Annotated in this window: 24 protein-coding genes; 17 read left to right on the top strand and 7 right to left on the bottom strand. The window is 64.6% G+C overall.

The features are described from left to right. Positions 1-17 precede the first annotated feature (17 nt). The 7 genes from Q4T40_14505 (at position 18) to Q4T40_14475 (ending at position 4,786) form a co-directional block, all read left to right on the top strand. Entirely contained in the window at positions 18-335 is a 318-nt protein-coding gene (locus tag Q4T40_14505) for a (2Fe-2S)-binding protein (protein ID MDT8902458.1), read from the top strand. Beyond that, complete coding sequence (locus Q4T40_14500) at positions 332-1,435, top strand: NAD(P)/FAD-dependent oxidoreductase (GenBank protein MDT8902457.1); 1,104 nt, start codon at positions 332-334, stop codon at positions 1,433-1,435. The genes Q4T40_14505 and Q4T40_14500 overlap by 4 nt, the downstream gene beginning before the upstream one ends. Next, the gene (locus Q4T40_14495; GenBank protein MDT8902456.1) at positions 1,425-1,934 is read left to right on the top strand and encodes a 4Fe-4S binding protein; all 510 of its coding nucleotides are present in this window, start codon (positions 1,425-1,427) and stop codon (positions 1,932-1,934) included. The genes Q4T40_14500 and Q4T40_14495 overlap by 11 nt, the downstream gene beginning before the upstream one ends. Next, a complete protein-coding gene (locus Q4T40_14490; GenBank protein MDT8902455.1) occupies positions 1,931-2,230 on the top strand; it encodes a (2Fe-2S)-binding protein in 300 nt (99 codons plus the stop codon). The genes Q4T40_14495 and Q4T40_14490 overlap by 4 nt, the downstream gene beginning before the upstream one ends. Beyond that, on the top strand, positions 2,227-3,405 hold the full coding sequence (locus Q4T40_14485; protein ID MDT8902454.1) for an FAD-binding oxidoreductase: 1,179 nt from the start codon (positions 2,227-2,229) through the stop codon (positions 3,403-3,405). Before Q4T40_14490 ends, Q4T40_14485 begins: the two co-directional genes overlap by 4 nt. A 183-nt stretch (positions 3,406-3,588) precedes the next feature. Further along, the gene (gene hyi / locus Q4T40_14480) at positions 3,589-4,404 is read left to right on the top strand and encodes a hydroxypyruvate isomerase (GenBank protein MDT8902453.1); all 816 of its coding nucleotides are present in this window, start codon (positions 3,589-3,591) and stop codon (positions 4,402-4,404) included. 34 nt (positions 4,405-4,438) lie between these two features. Continuing rightward, complete coding sequence (locus Q4T40_14475) at positions 4,439-4,786, top strand: cupin domain-containing protein (GenBank protein ID MDT8902452.1); 348 nt, start codon at positions 4,439-4,441, stop codon at positions 4,784-4,786. 55 nt (positions 4,787-4,841) lie between these two features. Here Q4T40_14475 and Q4T40_14470 read toward each other — a convergent pair whose 3' ends face one another. After that, positions 4,842-6,287 carry a DEAD/DEAH box helicase gene (locus Q4T40_14470; protein ID MDT8902451.1) on the bottom strand — a complete coding sequence of 482 codons (1,446 nt, stop codon included), beginning with the start codon at positions 6,285-6,287 and terminating at the stop codon, positions 4,842-4,844. 146 nt (positions 6,288-6,433) lie between these two features. Continuing rightward, complete coding sequence (locus Q4T40_14465; protein ID MDT8902450.1) at positions 6,434-6,733, bottom strand: zinc-ribbon domain containing protein; 300 nt, start codon at positions 6,731-6,733, stop codon at positions 6,434-6,436. Positions 6,734-7,081: 348 nt separating this feature from the next. Between Q4T40_14465 and Q4T40_14460 the strand changes: the two genes are divergently transcribed. Next, a complete protein-coding gene (locus tag Q4T40_14460) occupies positions 7,082-7,432 on the top strand; it encodes an ASCH domain-containing protein (GenBank protein MDT8902449.1) in 351 nt (116 codons plus the stop codon). A 96-nt stretch (positions 7,433-7,528) separates the two neighbouring features. After that, entirely contained in the window at positions 7,529-8,275 is a 747-nt protein-coding gene (locus Q4T40_14455; GenBank protein ID MDT8902448.1) for a YdcF family protein, read from the top strand. A gap of 109 nt (positions 8,276-8,384) precedes the next feature. Here the strand turns inward: Q4T40_14455 and Q4T40_14450 are convergent, their stop codons facing one another. Together Q4T40_14450 and Q4T40_14445 are read right to left on the bottom strand one after the other, a co-directional pair. Beyond that, on the bottom strand, positions 8,385-10,007 hold the full coding sequence (locus tag Q4T40_14450) for a hypothetical protein (protein ID MDT8902447.1): 1,623 nt from the start codon (positions 10,005-10,007) through the stop codon (positions 8,385-8,387). A 123-nt stretch (positions 10,008-10,130) separates the two neighbouring features. Further along, entirely contained in the window at positions 10,131-10,328 is a 198-nt protein-coding gene (locus tag Q4T40_14445) for a hypothetical protein (protein ID MDT8902446.1), read from the bottom strand. A gap of 256 nt (positions 10,329-10,584) precedes the next feature. On the opposite strand from Q4T40_14445, the gene Q4T40_14440 reads away from it, so the two are divergent. After that, positions 10,585-10,785, top strand: coding sequence for a hypothetical protein (locus Q4T40_14440; protein ID MDT8902445.1), 201 nt, complete (start codon positions 10,585-10,587; stop codon positions 10,783-10,785). A 64-nt stretch (positions 10,786-10,849) separates the two neighbouring features. Here the strand turns inward: Q4T40_14440 and Q4T40_14435 are convergent, their stop codons facing one another. Next, positions 10,850-10,975, bottom strand: coding sequence for a hypothetical protein (locus tag Q4T40_14435; protein ID MDT8902444.1), 126 nt, complete (start codon positions 10,973-10,975; stop codon positions 10,850-10,852). A 183-nt stretch (positions 10,976-11,158) separates the two neighbouring features. Further along, on the bottom strand, positions 11,159-11,305 hold the full coding sequence (locus Q4T40_14430) for a hypothetical protein (GenBank protein ID MDT8902443.1): 147 nt from the start codon (positions 11,303-11,305) through the stop codon (positions 11,159-11,161). A 78-nt stretch (positions 11,306-11,383) separates the two neighbouring features. Between Q4T40_14430 and Q4T40_14425 the strand changes: the two genes are divergently transcribed. From Q4T40_14425 to Q4T40_14405, 5 genes are all read left to right on the top strand, one after another. Beyond that, positions 11,384-11,776 carry a hypothetical protein gene (locus tag Q4T40_14425; GenBank protein MDT8902442.1) on the top strand — a complete coding sequence of 131 codons (393 nt, stop codon included), beginning with the start codon at positions 11,384-11,386 and terminating at the stop codon, positions 11,774-11,776. 4 nt (positions 11,777-11,780) lie between these two features. Next, the gene (locus tag Q4T40_14420; protein MDT8902441.1) at positions 11,781-12,290 is read left to right on the top strand and encodes a nitroreductase family protein; all 510 of its coding nucleotides are present in this window, start codon (positions 11,781-11,783) and stop codon (positions 12,288-12,290) included. Between the two features lie 208 nt (positions 12,291-12,498). Further along, positions 12,499-13,197 carry a phenylalanine--tRNA ligase beta subunit-related protein gene (locus tag Q4T40_14415; protein MDT8902440.1) on the top strand — a complete coding sequence of 233 codons (699 nt, stop codon included), beginning with the start codon at positions 12,499-12,501 and terminating at the stop codon, positions 13,195-13,197. A 52-nt stretch (positions 13,198-13,249) separates the two neighbouring features. Beyond that, positions 13,250-13,804, top strand: coding sequence for a LemA family protein (locus tag Q4T40_14410; protein MDT8902439.1), 555 nt, complete (start codon positions 13,250-13,252; stop codon positions 13,802-13,804). Positions 13,805-13,828: 24 nt separating this feature from the next. Further along, positions 13,829-14,599 carry a TPM domain-containing protein gene (locus Q4T40_14405; GenBank protein MDT8902438.1) on the top strand — a complete coding sequence of 257 codons (771 nt, stop codon included), beginning with the start codon at positions 13,829-13,831 and terminating at the stop codon, positions 14,597-14,599. Between the two features lie 66 nt (positions 14,600-14,665). Here Q4T40_14405 and Q4T40_14400 read toward each other — a convergent pair whose 3' ends face one another. Continuing rightward, positions 14,666-15,181 (bottom strand): DUF5698 domain-containing protein, encoded by a 516-nt coding sequence (locus Q4T40_14400; protein MDT8902437.1) that lies wholly within the window; start codon positions 15,179-15,181, stop codon positions 14,666-14,668. A 345-nt stretch (positions 15,182-15,526) separates the two neighbouring features. Between Q4T40_14400 and Q4T40_14395 the strand changes: the two genes are divergently transcribed. Together Q4T40_14395 and hydE are read left to right on the top strand one after the other, a co-directional pair. After that, on the top strand, positions 15,527-16,627 hold the full coding sequence (locus tag Q4T40_14395; GenBank protein MDT8902436.1) for a PRK06851 family protein: 1,101 nt from the start codon (positions 15,527-15,529) through the stop codon (positions 16,625-16,627). Positions 16,628-16,885: 258 nt separating this feature from the next. Continuing rightward, a complete protein-coding gene (hydE, locus tag Q4T40_14390) occupies positions 16,886-17,938 on the top strand; it encodes a [FeFe] hydrogenase H-cluster radical SAM maturase HydE (GenBank protein ID MDT8902435.1) in 1,053 nt (350 codons plus the stop codon). The last annotated feature ends 226 nt before the right edge of the window (positions 17,939-18,164 follow it).

The following is an 18,164-nucleotide window of genomic DNA, read 5'->3' as shown; positions in this document are numbered from 1 at the left end:
CAATAAGAGGTGTACACATGAGAATACTTCATCACCCCATCCTCGGAGAAATCGACGAAAACCCCCCGGTCACCATCGAAGTCGACGGCGAACTCATCCCCGCCCGCGAAGGCGAACCCATCGCCGCCGCCATCATCGCCGCCGGCCGCCTGAAGCTTCGCCACACCCGCAAAAGCGGCGAGCCGCGCGGCGTATTCTGCGGCATCGGCCGCTGCACCGACTGCGTCATGACCGTCGACGGCCAGGCCAACGTCCGTACCTGCGTCACCCCGGTGCGCGCCGGCATGAAAATAACCACCCAGGGCGCGTCGCCGGAACAGGAGGCAAAGGAATGACCCAGGCAGACATCATCGTCATCGGCGCCGGACCGGCGGGCCTGTCGGCCGCCGCCGAAGCCGCCAGGCTGGGAGCCGACGTCCTCGTCCTCGACGAAAACGATCGCCCCGGCGGCCAGCTCTTCAAACAGATCCACAAATTCTTCGGCTCCAAAGACCACCGCGCCGGCGTGCGCGGCTACGCCATCGGCGACTCGCTGCTCGCGGAAACCGCCCGGCTCGGCGCCCGCATCGAACTCGGCGCCACCGTCTACGCCATCTACCCCGACCGCCGCGTGGCCGTCATCACCGCCGACCAGCGCCGCGTGATCCTCAGCCCGAAAAAAATAATCCTCGCCACCGGCGCCTCCGAAAACGCCCTCGCCTTCCCCGGCTGCACCCTGCCCGGCGTCATGAGCGCCGGCGCCGTCCAGACCATGGTCAATCTTCACCGGGTGCTGCCCGCGGCCAGAACGCTCATGGTCGGCAGCGGCAACGTCGGCCTCATCGTCAGCTACCAGATCCGCCAGGCCGGCGGCCAGGTCGCGGCCCTCGTCGAAGCCGCCCCCGTAATCGGCGGCTACGGCGTCCACGCCGCCAAAATCTCCCGCCTGGGCGTCCCCATCCTCACCGGGCACACCGTCAAATGCGTCCACGGCGCCGACCGCGTCGAAGGGGCCACCCTTGTCGCCCTCGACGACCGCTTCCGCCCCGTGCCCGGCAGCGAGCGCGACATCGAAATCGGCTGTGTCGCCATCGCCGTCGGCCTCACCCCGTTAGCAGAGCTCGCCCTCATGTGCGGCTGCAGATACACCTACATCCCCAAACTCGGCGGCCACCTGCCCGTCCACGACGACAACATGGAAACAACCGCCGCCGGCATCTACGTCGCCGGCGACATCACCGGCGTCGAAGAAGCCAGCAGCGCCATGGAAGAAGGGCGCCTCGCCGGCATCGCCGCCGCCGAAGCCCTCGGCCGCGTGGCCCCCACCGAAGCCGCGGCCCTCAAAGAAGCCGTATGGACGAGACTAAACGCCCTCAGAACAGGGCGCTTCGGTCAAGCCCGCCGCGACGCCAAAGCCCAGATCACCGCCGAAGGGAGGGGAGCGCATGTCAGCTAAACTCGCCACCTGCGGCTACCTTTCTGCCGACGAACTCGCGGCCTGCCTGCCCGCTTCCGAACGTATGGCCAAGGGACCGGTCGCGGTCATCGAATGCGTGCAGGACATCCCCTGCAACCCCTGCGAACAAGCTTGCCCCGTACACGCCATCACCGTCGGCGTGCCCATTACCTCGCTACCCGTCCTCGACGCCGCCAAATGCATCGGCTGCGGCGTATGCATAGCCAGATGCCCGGGACTTGCCATCTTCGTCATCGACGGCTCCCGTCCCGGCGGCGAAGGCACCGTCCAACTGCCCTACGAGGCTTGGCCCCTGCCGCAGCCCGGCGACGCCGTCGTCGCGCTCGACCGCAGGGGACAGCGCGTGGGCGACGGCACCGTCGAAAAGGTACTGAACGCGACCGCCCAGGACCACACCGCCGTCGTCACCGTCCGCGTCCCCAAAGAACTGCTGAACACCGTAAGAGCAATCAGCGTCGAGGGGAGGGCCCAGTCATGAGCAAACACATCTGCCGCTGCGAAGAAGTAACCGAAGACGAAATCCGCCAGGCCATCGCCGAAGGCGCCACCACCGTAAACGGCGTCAAAAGGCGCACCGGAGCCGGCATGGGCCTCTGCCAGGGGCGGACCTGCCGCCGGTTGATCGCCGGCCTCATCGCCGCCGAAACCGGCCAGAACCCCGGGGAAATAGAGCCCTCCTCCGTCCGTCCCCCCGTGCGCTCCGTCACCGTCGAAGCGCTTTTAAACACCGACGGCGGGCCGGCAGTATGCAAATGCCGGGAGGAAGACAAATGAGCCAACGCACCGCAGACGTAGTCATCATCGGCGGCGGCGTGATCGGCACCGCCATCGCCTACTATCTCACCAAACAGGGCGTCAGGCCCATCCTCTTAGAACGCGACGACATCTGCGCCGGCACCTCCGGCGCCTGCGACAAAGCGATCAGCATGCAGTCCAAAAACCCCGGCGTACACCTCGACCTGGCCCTGGAAAGCTCGGCCATGTTCCCCGCCCTCGGCGAAGAACTCGGCGCCGACCTCGACTACCACCGTCACGGCGGCATGATCGCCATCGAAAACGAACGCCAGATGGCCATCATGGAAAAGTTCGTCGAGCGCCAGAAAAACCACGGCCTGCCGGTCGAAATAATCAGCGGCGACGAAGCCCGCCGCCGCCAGCCAGCCTTCTCGCCTTCGATCATCGCCGCCACCTACAGCCCCGCCGACGCCGAAGTCAGCCCCCTCAAACTCACCTTCGCCTTCGCCCGCGCCGCGCGGCGCGGCGGAGCCGACATCAGGGCCGGGGCCGAAGTCCGCGGCCTGCTGGTCAACGCCGGCAGGGTGGAGGGGGTCGTGACCCGGGAAGGCAACATCAGCGCCGGCGTGGTCGTCAACGCCGCCGGCGTCTTCGCTCCCGCCGTCGGCCGCATGGCCGGACTGGAGCTGCCTATCAAACCGCGGCGCGGCCAGATCATCGTCACCGAACCCATGCCCCCCATGATCCGCGGGGAAATCTGGAGCGCCCGCTACATCGTCGCCAAATACAACCCCGAAATGATCCGCAGCGAGGACCCCGAAGCCGCCGACCTCGGCGTAGGGCTGGCGGCCGGACAGACCGCCGAAGGCACCCTCCTCATCGGCGGCACCAGGGAATTCGTCGGCTACGACACCGCCGTCACCCCCGAAGCCACCGCCGCCGTCCTGCGGCACGCCGTCAACATCCTGCCCTTCCTCGCCAAAATCCACGTCATCCGCACCTTCGCCGGCCTCAGGCCCTACACCCCCGACGGCATGCCCATCCTCGGCCCCGTCGAAGGCCTCGAAGGCTTCGTCATCGCAGCCGGCCACGAAGGCGACGGCATCGCCCTCGCCCCCAAAACCGGCAAAATGATCGCCGAATACATCGCCGGCGCCGAAACCGACAAACGGCTGCGCGGCCTCACCCTCAGCCGCTTCCAGCAGGCTAAGTAACCCTGCCGTAAAATATCCCCCGGCCTTGCCGGGGGATATTTTCTTATCGGCTGCTGAGCCCCGCAACTCCGGCTTACTAAAAAAGACGGACGGCAGCAGGGAAGGGGAGGGGGGCGGCGAAATCATATCAGCGACCGGAAAAGCAACATTACAGCAGTCGAATTCTTCCGGCGAGGTGAAACCATGCCCAAATTCGCCGCCAACCTCAACTTCCTCTTCACCGAAGTCCCGTTCCTCGAGCGGTTCGCCCTCGCCCGCGCGGCTGGCTTCACCGCCGTCGAATACCCCTTCCCCTACGACTACGACCCGCGAGTCCTCAAAGAACGCCTCGAAGCCAACGGCCTCGCCCAGGTGCTCTTCAATATGCCCCCCGGCGACTGGGCCGGCGGCGAGCGCGGTATCGCCGCCCTTCCCGGGCGGCGCGGGGAGTTCCGCGCCGGCGTCGCCAAAGCGGTCGAATACGCCCTCGCCCTCGGCGTGCCGCGGATCAACTGCCTGGCCGGCATCCGGAGCGAACGCCGCAGCGACGCCGAACACTGGCGGACCCTTACCGCCAACGTCCGCTACGCCGCCGAGGTTCTCAACGCCCACGGCCTCACCCTCGTCGTCGAATTCATCAACCGCTTCGACATGCCAGGCTTCTTCCTGAACCGCACCGCTCTTGTCCTAAGCCTCCTCGACCGGGTCGCCATGCCCAACGTCCTCCTCCAGTACGACATCTACCACGCCCAGCGCGAAGAAGGAGAACTCGTTGCCACCCTCCGCAGGCATATAGACCGCATCGGCCACATCCAGCTCGCCGACAACCCCGGCCGCCACCAGCCCGGTACCGGCGAAATCAACTACCCCTTCATCCTCGCCGCGCTCGACGCCCTAGGCTATCAGGGGCACGTCGGCCTCGAATACATCCCCAGCCCCGACACGGCGTCCTCCCTCGGCTGGATAAACCGGCTGGGCTACGGTCTGTCAGCAGGAAAAACCGCCGCGACGCCGAAATAAACCAGCGCGAAAACAACCGGGGAGGGCGATAAACATGATCAAACGCAACGGCAGTCTGCCCGTCGACGTCGTGACCAACCGCTTCGGCGGCAACGGCGAGGTCAAGTTCACCAGGATACTCGAAAAGGACGACTTCCAGGGCAAAGGCCGGCTGTTCGCCGTCACCGCCATCGAGCCGGGCTGCTCCCTGGGCCTGCACACCCACACGGGCGAAATGGAAGCCTACTACATCCTCCGCGGCCAGGGCACCGTCAACGACAACGGCGCCGAAAGCCTCGTCGGCCCCGGCGACGTCGTCCTCACCAAAGACGGCGAAAGCCATGCCATCGCCAACACCGGCGACACCACCCTCGAACTCGTCGCCCTGATACTCTTCACCTGAGAATCGCGACAAAATAGGACCGCAACCAAAGCTGGTTGCGGTCCTATCGTTTCTCCTAATACTTCCACGCCTTCTCGCCGCCGACCCGCGCCTTCGGATTGAACCCGCCCGCCTTCGCCTTCGGCGCGAACCCGCTTCCCGGCCCGCCGGGCGAATGCCGCCGGTTCCCGCCGTACCGCCCCCTGAGCGGCGCCTCCTCCGTGATCTTCACCGGCGTCGTCACCGGCTCCTTCGTCAGCATCTTCAGCGCCGCCGCCAGCAGCGACACCGAATCAAGCTCGCCCAGGAGCTCCTCGGCCCTGCCCTTGTACGGCTCCGCGCCGCCTTCCTCCACCTGGCGCAGCAGCTTCTCCACCGCCAGGCGCTGCTGGCCCTCCACCGCGTCCGTAAGCGTCGGCACCGCCATCCGCGCCAGCTTGCGCCGCGTCATCCGCTCGATCGAACGGAGATGCTCGAGCTCGCGGGGAATGACGAACGTCACCGCCATCCCCGTCTGCCCCGCCCGTCCCGTGCGGCCGATGCGGTGCACATAACTCTCCGCATCCTGCGGGACATCAAAATTATACACATGGCTCACCCCGCTCACATCCAGACCGCGGGCCGCCACATCCGTCGCCACCAGGATATCCGTCACCCCTTCGCGGAACTGCCGCAGCACCACATCGCGCTTCGTCTGCGTCAGATCCCCGTGGATACCCTCCGCCGAATAGCCGCGCTTCTTCAAAGCCTCGGCCAGCTCATCCACGCGGCGCTTCGTCCGGCCGAAAACGATCGACAGCTCGGGGGCCTGGATATCGAGCAGACGGCACAGCACATCGAACTTCTCGCGGTCATGAAGCTCCACGTACCGCTGCTCGACCAACGGAATCGTCACCTCCCGGGCCTTGATGCTGATATGCTCCGGCTCGCGCAGGAACCGCTGCGCCAGATTCTGGATCGCCCGCGGCATCGTCGCCGAGAAAAGCACCGTCTGCCGTTCGGCGGGCATCGCCGCCAGAATCCGCTCGATATCCTCGATAAACCCCATATTCAGCATCTCGTCCGCCTCGTCGAGCACCACCGTCCGCGTCTCGTCCAGCCTGATCGTCCGCCGCTCCATGTGGTCCATCAGCCGTCCCGGCGTCGCCACGATAATCTGCGGCCGCCTCTGCAGCGCCTTGATTTGGCGCCGGATATCCTGCCCCCCGTAAACCGGCAGCGCGTGAGCGGCGGAGAACTGCCCGATCCTGTTCAGCTCCTCCGCCACCTGGATGGCAAGCTCGCGCGTCGGCGTCAGCACCATCCCCTGAAAAGCCGCGGCGCTATGGCCGACCTTCTCCAGCAGCGGAATGCCGAACGCCGCTGTCTTCCCCGTCCCCGTCTGCGCCTGACCGACAAGATCCCGCCCCGCCATCAGCACCGGTATCGTCTGCTCCTGAATCGGCGTCGGCTCCTCGAACCCCATCTCACTCAGCGCCCTCACGGTCTTGTCGCCGACCCCCAACGCCCTGAATCTATCCAAACTAGTTTCCTCCTCCCGGTTGTAAAGGTATCGCTAGTATTCCCGCGCCGGAAAAAGGAAATCCCCCGCCGCGCGGCGAGGGATTCTCCAACTGAAAGGATGCCCGAATTTAAAATCCCCCGCCGTGCGGCGGGGGATTTGTCTTCCTAGTAGCGCTTGTTGGCCTGGAAGCAGTCGCGGCAGTAAACCGGACGGTCGCTGCTCGGACGGAAGGGAACCTGGGTCTCCACACCGCAGGCGGCGCACACAACATCGTGCATTTCGCGCTGCTGGAAACCGCCGCCGCGGCTCATCCCGCGGTTCTGGGCCTTGCGGGCCGCGCGGCACTCGGGGCAGCGGCCGGGCTCGTTGGTGAAGCCTTTCTCGGCGAAGAAATCTTGCTCCGAAGCGGTGAACACGAAGTCGGCGCCGCAATCGCGGCAGGTCAGGGTTTTGTCTTGACTCATTATCGATATAGCCTCCTCAAAAATTTTACCCAAATAGATTGATTGAGAACTCATTGGACCCTGTTTGAGAAGGACTAATGAAACTTCCCTAGCCTATATATGGGCTCTTAAACTATAACCTAATATTGGCCAATAGTCAAGGGAAAACAGAAAAATTATTCCTCCATCGTCAATTTTATTCATTGTCAGCGACCATGTGCCGCCCCCAAAAACCTTCGCGGACCGGACACGCAGTCACGGGCCCATATGTGACCGCGGCGAATAAAGCGTTTGCCTCTTCAACCGGCCGGTCAAATAGTGTATAATGTTAACAAAACGGCGCGACGCCGAACGGAGAGGGGATAACCAATGCTGGCGCTCAACTTCCAGTCCGAACTTCACGAAAAGCTCCTCGTCGAACGCAAGAAGAACTACACCGTCCGCCTCGGCGACATCAGCAACATATACCTTGAAAACTCCGTCGTCTGGATTACCGTCGGCAAGAAATACGCTCCGAAACGCAAACTCTACAGCGCCTTCCTCGACCGCGTCAAAGTCAAGCGCTTCGCCGAACTCACCAAAGACGACCTCGCCCACCAGAACCCGGACCTCAAAAGCGTCGAGGAACTCATCGCCCTCTTCGAGCAAATCTACCAGAAGAACCTTACCGAAGACGACCTCGTGACCGTCATCGGCTTCTCCGAGGTCACCGGCGACTGACACCGCGCCCCCGACCGCCCCGCCATCCGTGGCGGGGCGGTTTTTCACCCGCCCTGGGAATCCACTGGCCAACGGCGCCGGAAAGGACTGACAGCCGTGTATCTCGTGAAATTTCTCTATACCGTCTTCCTCTTCCCGCCCGGCCTCTTCATCCTCGCCCTGCTCATCTTCGCCTGGTGGCGGCGGCGCAGCCGCGCCCTCGCCCGCGCCGCCCTTCTCGCCGCCGGGCTCCTCTACCTGGCCAGCATCGGCCTCGTCAGCGGCCCCCTCGTCCACTCCCTCGAAGCTCGCCACACCCCGCCGACCCGGGTCAGCGGCGACGTCATCATCGTCCTTGGCGGCGGCGCCACCCTCGACACCCCCAACCTCGGCACCGGCGGCCACCTCTACGGCTCGTCAGCCAACCGCCTCCTCACCGGCCTCCAGCTCCACCACAAACTCGGCGTCCCCATCATCTACTCCGGCGGCCAAGTCTTCGCCACCGGCGGCGTCGAAGCCGAAATCGCCCGCTCCATCCTCCTCAGCCTCGGCGTCCCCGGCGACAAAATCATCGCCGAAACCGCCAGCCTGAACACCGGCGACAACGCCCGCTACACCGCCGCCATCCTGGCCGAACGCGGCTACACGCGCCCCATCCTCGTAACCTCCGCCTACCACATGGAGCGCGCCGTGCGTCAGTTCCGGAAAGCCGGCGTCGCCGTCCTCCCGTATCCCACCGACTACCAGGAAAACATCCGCCGCGCCTTCCACCACACCGACCTTTGGCCCACCCCCGTAGCCGCCGGCCAGCTTACCCTCGCCCTCAAGGAATACCTCGGCCTCGCCGCCGTAAACTGGTATTGAATTTCCGGTTGCCGATAAAGCCCCATCTGCGGCGTTGCTCCTGGCCGCCCCCGTCGTCTGCAACCTGACAAAACACAAGGCCCGCGATTTTTCGCGGGCCTTTACCTGTCTACCTTCCCGGCAGAAACTGCTTCAGCTTGTCCCCGAGCTTATCGGTGACCACCTTCTCCAGCACCTCGCGGGGCGACGCCGCCGTCGTGCCCGCCGTGCGGCGCAGCCTTACCACCGCGCCCTCCGTCAGACCCTCGGCCGAGAACGAGCCGCCCACCGTATTAACCACCACGTTATGAAAATTCATCTGCTCGCCCTGTTTCACGAAATCGCCGGTCATCGACAGGAAGGGGATTCCCGAAAACGACCCCTCGCCCATACTGAAGTTGCCCACGGCATGACCGCCGCTGGCGCCCTTACCCTGCAGGCGGGCGTCGAAATCCGTCCGGCCGCGGATATCCTTCTCGGAAAGCAGCGCCGCATCCACGCCGCGGCCGCTCGCCGCCATATCGTACTGCTGCGTCGCCGGCACGATACTCCCCTGCACGGTCAGCGCGCCGTCCCAGGCGGTCGCCCGCGTATCGGACAGCGTCAGCGTCCCGCCGGAATACGCGAAGCTGCCGCGGCCGTCCGCGAACGCCACCGCCCCGAAGCTCCCCCGGTCCATCGTAAACGTCCCTCTGGCCGCCGGGTTGGCCGTCGTTCCCGAAACCTTCGCCTGGAACGCGAGCGGCCCCTTCAGCGGCGTGGAACCGAGCGCCCCGGCTTCGAACGCCGTCGCCGCGACGTCGAGATTCAGCGTCAGCGCGGCGTCGGCCGGCGTCAGCGTGCCGCCGGCCGTAACCTTCTGGCCGTTGACCAGCACCGCCGCCTCCTTCAGCGTCACCTTGCCGTCCGCCATGCTCACCTTGCCGGCGCCCTCGCTCAGCGCGTACCCCGCCACCGACGCCGCCAGCTTCTCCACCGTTCCCTCGGCCGCCAGGCTCAGCCTGCCGTCCTTCTGCCTCACCGTCGCCGACACGTTTTTCGCCGTGCCGCCCGTCAGCTTCAGATCGCCGGCTCCCAGCAGCGCCAGCGGCAGATCGGCCAGCGCGGCCTGGTCGGCCATCACCGTCACCTCGCCGTCGCCGCCCCCGGTCCACGACCCCTTCGCCGCCAGCGGCGTGCTGCCGGCCTTGGCCGTCAAATCGAAAGCCATCGCCGGATAGCGCGCGAAATCGACGCTCCCGTTCACCGCCTCAAGCTTACGCTCACCGCCCGCCGACCGCACCAGCAGCGTGCCCTGCTTCACGGTCACCGTCCCGCGGAAAGCCATCTCCCGGTCCTTGCCGGCCTTGATCAATTCCTCCCAGTTCCAGCGGCCGTCCTTGCCGCTCGTCAGCGTCATCGCCGCGTTCTCCAGCGTCACGCTCTTCACCGCCGACAAATCGGCGCGCCCGGCCAGCACATCGCCGACCCCGAACCTAACCGCGATCCGCTCGCTCCGGCCCACCACCGCGTCCTTGCGGTCGGTCACCGTAACATCCCGCGCCACCAGCGACCCGGACAGCGAAAACTCCATCTTGCCGACCGTCACCTTGCCGTCGACATGCTCGTTCGCCTTTGCCACCAACTGGTCCTGGGCGGCGGAAGCCATCCTGGCCAGCAGCGAATTCCACCACAAGCCCAGGGCGAACACGGCAACCAGCCCGGCCGCCAGGGCGATCTTCCCTTTTCTCGATATAACAATCCCCGTGGACATGAAAATACCTCCTGCCATACCTAACTATGTAGGTATTAAGCGGCAAGAGGCATTATTCCTTCCGACTTCGGTCCCCTTCTTCTTCCAGGTCTTTGACCAAAGCCCATCTGCTATGGCGCTCCGCTAACCTTTCTCCTCAACTTCCTCCGCGGCCGCGAACGCATCCTGCGACACCGTCGCCGCCGGCGCATCGCCCAGCCGCTGCCCGGTCCGCTCCGCCCGCCGCGCCGCCGCCACCATCTTCGTCGCCGACCCGAGAGAACCGCCCGTCTTCACCTTTTCGGGAAACCGGACATACTCGCTCCGATCCCGGTCGCTCATACCATCACCTCCCGGCTTAGTATTCCCGCGCCGGGCAAAAAAAGGGTCTGTGTTTACACACAGACATCGACAGGAAAAGAAAATTGATATGGCTTACAGAAAATGTAGCACATGGAAGGATACAAGTCAATAGAAAATCCCCCATTTTGCGCGCAAAATCCTCTTCCGCCGCCTTCCGGGCCGCCGCTGCCATGTCCGCAGCCGTCACCGCGCCGCTCAGGCGCTCATACAATGGGAAAAAACGGAGGTGGCACAAATGGGTAAAAATCGGCAAACCGCCGGCCTGCTGGCCGACCAGCTCGACAACTACGACCTGACCCGGAAAACCATCGCTCTGCAATCCCTCGACCTTCTCACCAGGCTCAGCGAAGCCGAGGCCGCCAAAGAAGAGCCCAACCTTGGCGCTCTCGCCGGCCTGGCGACGGCGATGGCGGCCCTGCTGGCCGCAGTCGGCTAACCAAGCGCCGCGGACTGGCTTCAGCAACGACCCGTCAAAAAGGGGCCGCTTCCGCGGCCCCCGTTTACTCCTCCGGCGGCTTGTACACCGTCACCGCCGGCCTGATATCGAGCATCTCCAGCCGCCGGCGCTTCGCCTGGCCGGCGTCCGGATACGGGTCGGGCTCGGCGTGGTCGTACTTCATCTCCAAAACAGCTCACCCCCTCGCCCGGCTTCCGGGCCAACGCATCCGCAGGGGCTGACATTCCGGGACGCGCGCGCCGCCCCGCGTCCAGGCCCGCGGCCTTCCCGGCCTATCAACCCCCTCGGGCTTATTGTGCGCCGGAAAGCCGCCGCCTAATCTCCGTCCGGCGCTGGCAAATTGCGGCAGACGCTACGACGGCATCTCCGACGTCCCCTCCGTGAACAGCCTTTCCTGCTTGGCGTACACATCCTCCTCCAGAATCGCGGCCCCGTCCGGGCCTGCGTCCTGACGCGCCGCCACCTCGCCCCGCAAGTCCCTGTCATCGCTTCCGACCATCGAAATCACCTCCCGGAGCTAGTTTGCCCGGCGGCGCGAAAAAACCGCCACGCATGGGCGGAACGGGAATGGGCAATAATGTTTCGCGAGGTGAAAGCCATGCCCTTCAAACCCACCGTCATCCTCGACTTCGACGGCGTCGTCCACAGCTACGCCAGCGGCTGGCAGGGCGCCGGCAACATCCCCGACCCGCCCGTGGAGGGGATAAAAGAAGCGATAGCGAATATCAGGAAATACTACCGGGTCGTCATCGTCTCCTCCCGCTGCTACCAGCCGGGCGGCATCGCCGCCATCGAGCGCTGGCTGGCCGCGCACGGCATCGCCGTTGACGCCGTCACCGACGAAAAACCGCCCGCCAAAGTCATCATCGACGACCGGGCCATCACCTTCGACGGCGACGCCGGGGCCCTCCTCGCGCGCATAAAAGCCTTCCGCCCCTGGACCCAAAAAACAAAAAAACCAAGGAGCTGATCATATGGAAGCCATCTTCACCCGCCGCAGCATCCGCCGCTATGACGACCGACCCGTCGAAGCCGGCGCGGTCGACAAACTGCTCGCCGCCGCCATGGCCGCCCCGTCGGCCGGCAACGAACAGCCGTGGGAATTCATCGTCGTCACCGACCAGGCAACCCGCGAAGAAATAACCCGCGTCCATCCCTACTCCCAGATGCTCAGGCAGGCCCCTGTCGCCATCGTAGTCTGCGCCGACACCGCCCGCAGCCGCTACCCGGTCGACTACTGGATCCAAGACTGCGCCGCCGCCACCCAGAACATCCTCCTCGCCGCCGCCGCCATTGGGCTCGGCACCTGCTGGCTCGGCGTCCATCCCGTCGCCGAACGGGTCGAAGGCGTCCGCCGCCTCCTCGCCATCCCCGACACCATCGTCCCCTTCGCCATCGTCGCCGTCGGCCACCCGGCCGAGCAGGGGGGGAGGGTGGACCGGTTCGACCCCACCCGCATCCACCATGAGCGTTACGGCCGTTGATAAAGCCCTGTCTGCGGCGTTGCTCCTCGGATGGCCCGCTTGACGTACGCAACCAAGTACGCCGGCGCGGGCCATCCTCCGGTGCGCCTTGCATCCAGGGCTTTCTGAACGGCCTAAGCCTTAAACATGACCAGCCGCAGACAAGCAAGCGGCGAGGTGAAATTCCGCTTGCAATATACCAACCAACCATCACAAAGGAGCTGACCACATGAAATTCATCGTCGCCCCCGAAATCTTCGACCTCTTTCCCGCCGCCTGCTTCGGCGTAGTCGTCGCCAAAGGCTTCCCCCAAGGCGACCAGCCCGCCGTCGCGGACAAGCTCGCCGCCTCCCTCGCCGCCGCCGGCGCCAACTTCCCCGACGGCGTCAAAAGCCACCCCTACATCGCCGCATGGCGCGACGCCTTCACCAAACTCGGCCTCAACCCCAACAAATTCGCCAGTTCGGTCGAGGCCCTCCACACCCGCGCCTTCAAAACCGGTCACATCCCCAGCATCAACAGCGTCGTCGACCTCGGCAACGCCGTCTCCCTCAAACACATCCTCCCCATCGGCGCCCACGACATCGGCCGTATGGCCGGCGACATCCACCTCCGCCTCAGCCGGCCGGGCGACATCTTCACCCCCTTCGGCAGCCCCGCGGCCGAAGAAGTCCCCCCCGGCGAAATCGTCTACGCCGACGGCCTCGAGGTCCGCACCCGCCGCTGGGTCTGGCGGCAGGGCGACAAAGCCAAGATCGAGGCCGACTCCCGCGACATCTTCTTTCCCATCGACGGCTTCGCCGACCTCAACAAAAACGCCGTCCTCGCCGCCCGCGACGAACTCACCGCCGCCGCCGCCAGCCTCGGCTGCAAGACGGAAACGTTCTTCCTGGATAAAAACAATCCGACGGCCGATTGGTCCGACTAGCGCTTTTATGCTATAATGGAAAAGTACCCAAACCCAAACAGGAGGTAAAACAGTGAACAAATCTCTCTGGATCGTCATCGCCGTAGTCGCCCTGCTCGTCGTCTTCGGCATTTCAAGCTACAACGGCCTCGTCGGCATGAACGAAAACGTCAACGGCAAATGGAGCCAGATCGAAAACATGCTCCAGCGCCGCGCCGACCTTATCCCCAACCTTGTCAGCACCGTCAAAGGCTACGCCGCCCACGAGCAGCAGGCCATCGCCGCCGTCGCCGACGCCCGCGCCAAACTCGCCGGCGCCGCAGGCCCCGCCGCCAAAGCTCAGGCCAACGGCGAACTCAACACCGCCCTTTCCCGCCTCTTGGTCGTCGTCGAAAACTACCCCAACCTCAAGGCCGACAAGAACTTCCGCGCCCTCATGGACGAGCTCAGCGGCACCGAAAACCGCATCGCCGTCGCCCGCAAGGACTACAACGACGCCGTCCAGGGCTACAACACCAAAATCCGTTCCTTCCCCACCACCATCTTCGCAGGCATGATGGGCTTCGGCCCCAAGGAATACTTCCGGGCCGAGGAAGGCGCCAAACAGGTACCCCAGGTAAAATTCTAGCCCCGGCCAAAAGCGAGGGATAAAATGATGAAAAAATGGCTGGCCTGCCTGTTGCTGGCAGCGTTCCTGCTTACCGGCGCAGCGGCGTGGGCCCAGCCTGCCATCCCGCCCGCGCCCACATCAGGCAGCCTCTTCGTCCGCGACTACGCCGGCGTCCTCAGCGAAGACGCCAAAACGAGAATAAACTTCCTCGGCTCCCAGCTCAAAGGCAAAACCACCGCCCACGTCGTCGCCGTCGTCGTCAAAAGCACCGACGGCGCGACACCGGAAGACTACGCCCTCGCCATCCTCAGGGAATGGGGCGTCGGCGACAAAGCCAAAAACAACGGCGTCGTCATCCTCGTCGCCGTCAACGACCGCGCCTCCCGCATCGAAGTCGGCTACGGCCTCGAAGGGAGACTGCCCGACGCCAAAACCGGCCGCATCCAGGACGAATACATGCTCCCCTACTTCCAGCGCGGCGACTACGACCGGGGCATCTACAACGGCTACCTCGCCGTCGTCCAGGAAGCCGCCCAGGAATACGGCGTCACCATCGACGGTGACAAAAAGAAAACCGTCTCCCGGCCCCAGCGGGCCGGCGAAGCGCCCTGGTGGGACAGCCTGCCCTGGTGGGGCAAGATCCTTCTTCTCGCCGGCGCCCTCGGCCTCTTCATCCTCGACTGGGTCTTCTTCGGCGGCCAGTTCACCTGGCTCATCCTCGCCCTTCTCATGCGCCGCGGCGGCGGGGGAGGGGGCGGAGGAGGCTTTGGCGGCGGATCGGGGGGCGGCGGCGGCTCCAGCCGTCGCTGGTAAAGCCACGGCCGCGGATAAGCGCGTACACCAAACATAAAAAATCGCTTGCGTTATGCAAGCGATTTTTTACTTATTGCGGTAAAAGTGCCCGCCGCGGATAGTGCGCGTATCCGTCACCGTCACGAACGCCTTCGGGTCCCAGTCGCGCACCGCATCCTCCAGCTCATTGAGCCGCCGCCGCTCGAAAACCACGCTCAGCAAGTCGTAGCAGGCCTCGCGGCCCTGGCAGGGGAAAATCGTCACCCCGAAGCCCCGCTCGCGGAGCCCGGCGGCGAACGCGACCGCGTCGCGGCCCGTGATCACCTGCATCACGTAATACCCCAGCGCCAGCCGCTCCTCGGCCCACAAGCCGGCCGCGTTGCCGGCGGCGAACCCGAGCGCGTAAAAAATCAGGCTGGGAATATCGTTGAGCGTTTCCAGGACGAACTTCAGAGCCACGACATAAATCAGCACCTCGGCGAAGCCGATCACTGCAGCCATGAGCTTTCGGCCCCGCATCACCATCAGCGTGCGGATGGTGGCCAGCGTCATGTCGGCGACCCTGGCGAAAAAGACGGCAACATAACCGAGGATCGATTCCATTCCGGCCTCCAATCGGCGGACGCGCGGCGAATCCCGTCCGTCGCCCGCAAGTATTCTGCCTTAGTATTTCCTGCGCGGCGGAGATTATGGTTTTGTCCCCCGTACTAATCACTATTCGCCTCATGGCATTATTCCCCTGCCGCGAATTTTCGGCGCCCTCCCCGCGGCGTCCCTCAGGTCTCCGCCATACAAGGCCCGGCCCGGTCTCCCCAAAAAAACCGCAGCCCCCACAATTGTGGGGGCTGCGGTTTTGCCTCAGTGGCAGTTTCGCCGTCGCCGCATATCATATTGGTACACTAGAGGCGTCTGCGCGACAGGCGCCGTGAAAGGGGATAACCTGCTTTTATGAGAGAGGGAAAGATTCGTCACCTGTTTCCCGGCGGCAACACCCCCCAGGGCTTCTTCTCCTACTACAACTACATAATACCCGCCGACGCCAACCGCATCTTCATCATGAAAGGCGGCCCGGGCACCGGCAAATCCACCTTCATGCGCCGGATGGGGGAGGAGCTTCTTGCCCGCGGCCACGACATCGAGCACCACCACTGCTCCAGCGACAACGGCTCCCTCGACGGCGTCGTCGTCCCCGCCCTGGGCGTCGCCTTCATTGACGGCACCGCCCCTCACGTCGTCGACCCCCGCCACCCCGGCTGCGTCGACGAAATCATCCACCTCGGCGACTTCTGGGACCAGCGCGGCATGGTTGCCAACAAACGGCCGATAATCGCCTGCACCGCCGAAATCGGCCGGAGCTTCCAGCGCGCCTACCGGCTCCTCCGCGCCGCCAAAGCCCTCTACGACGACTGGGAAGCCGCCAACGCCGAAGCCCTCGACCACGCCGCCGCCAACGAGCGCGCCCGGCAGCTTCTCGCCGCCGTCTTCGGCGGCCGCGACACCGTCGGTGCCGGACGTCTCCGCAAACTGTTCGCCTCCGCCATCACCCCCGACGGCATGGTTAACTACCTCGACTCCTCCGTCTGGCCCACAGGCCGCTGCTTCGTCATCGCCGGCGACCCCGGCTGCGGCAAAAGCACCCTCGTCCGCAAAGTGATCGACGACGCCCTCGCCAAAGGCCTCGACGTCGAAGCCTTCTACTGCCCCCTCGACCCCGAGAAACCCGAGCATGCCGTCATTCCCGCCCTGGACGTCGCCGTCACCACCTCCTTCCTGCCGCACCCCTACCACGCCGCCCGCCAGCCCGAACTCACCATCGACATGGGCGAATGCCGCAAAAGCGACATCGTCGCCGCCCGCGCCGACGACGTCACCTACGCCCAGGACCTCTTCTGGGAACTGTTCGTCAAAAGCGTCGCCTGCATCAAACGCGCCAAAACCCTCCACGACGAGCTCGAAACCTACTACGTCCCCAACATGAACTTCGCGGAAATAGAAAAAGTCTGGCAAAAAACCCGCGATCGCGTGCTCTCTTACCAGGGCAGCCGCTGATAAGCCCCATCCACGGTGCAAGGGGCAGGCCGCCCCGCAAACCGCTGAAGCGCTAACAGGGGCGCGCTTTTCCGCCGGGCGTTTGCTAGCGTACATTCCGGGTACGCTGGCAAACGCCCGTTTAGCGGCAGGCTGCGTGACAAGCCCATCCCGCGCATAAACTAAAAACAAAAACACCCGCCTACCCCAAAATCCATAGCAATCCGATAGGAATTGTTGTATAATAATAACAAATCACCGTCCGGGAGGAGGCCCGCCATGGACATCGCCGCCATCATCGCCAAAGCCGAGAACACCCACAAACTCGCCAAGCAGGAAATCGTCGCCCTTCTCGCCGACGATGCCCATACGCAGGAAATCTTCGCCGCCGCCGACCGGGTCCGTCGCCGCTACGTCGGCGACGAAGTCCACCTGCGCGGCCTCATCGAATTCTCCAACACCTGCCGCCAGAACTGCCACTACTGCGGCCTCCGCCGCGACAACACCAACGTCGTCCGCTACCGCATGGAGCCCGACGCCATCATCGACCTCGCCCGCAAAGCCAAGGAATACGGCTACCGCACCGTCGTCCTCCAGTCGGGCGAAGACCCCTACTACACCGTCGACATCCTCCGCCACATCATCAGCGAAATCAAAAAACTCGGCGTCGCCGTCACCCTCAGCATCGGCGAAAAAAGCCGCGACGAATATGCCGCCTACCGACAGGCCGGCGCCGACCGCTACCTCCTGCGCATCGAAACCACCGACCGCCTTCTCTACGAAGACCTCGACCCCGGCATGAGCTTCGAAAACCGCCTTCGCTGCCTGCGCGACCTCCGCTCCCTCGGCTACGAACTCGGCACCGGCTGCCTCATCGGCCTGCCCGGCCAGACCCTCGAATCCCTCGCCGACGACATCCTCTTTTTCCAGGAAATTGACGCCGACATGATCGGTGTCGGCCCCTTCATCCCCAACCCCGACACCCCCCTCGCCGCGGCCGCCGGCGGCGCCTTCACATCAAGCCTCAAAGTCATGGCCATAATAAGACTGTTGCTGCCCGACATCAACATCCCCGCCACCACCGCCATGGAAACCCTCGACAAAAACGGCCGCATGATCGCCCTCCAAAGCGGCGCCAACGTCGTCATGCCAAACGTCACCGAAGGCGACTACCGCCGCCACTACGCCCTCTACCCCGGCAAAATCTGCGTCGGCGACACCCCGGCCCAGTGCCGCTCCTGCATCACCGGCAAAATCACCGCCATCGGCCGCGGCATCTCCACCGGCCACGGCTTCCGACTGAGGAAAACGGCGCAAGAGAACGGGGAATAGCAGGGCCGTATACGACCCGCGACTTTGTGGAGGATGTATACGCGCCGTTGGCGAAGCGGCTGCCCGACGCCACACGCCCGGCCATGGACGGCCGGGCGAGGAGTCATCGGTCATGGATGACCGTTGACGACGGTGGTCGCGGTCGGACAGCCCAAGCCTTACGGCGCGTACATCCGTAACTATGGAGCCGGAGTATACGGTCTTGCTACAAGCAAACAAATAGGAG

The organism is Selenomonadales bacterium 4137-cl (genome assembly GCA_032334055.1).
Taxonomy (GTDB): domain Bacteria; phylum Bacillota; class Negativicutes; order Sporomusales; family UBA7701; genus Anaeroselena; species Anaeroselena agilis.
The sequence above is the reverse complement of the archived record's forward strand: the minus strand, read 5'-3'. Positions and strand labels throughout refer to the sequence as shown.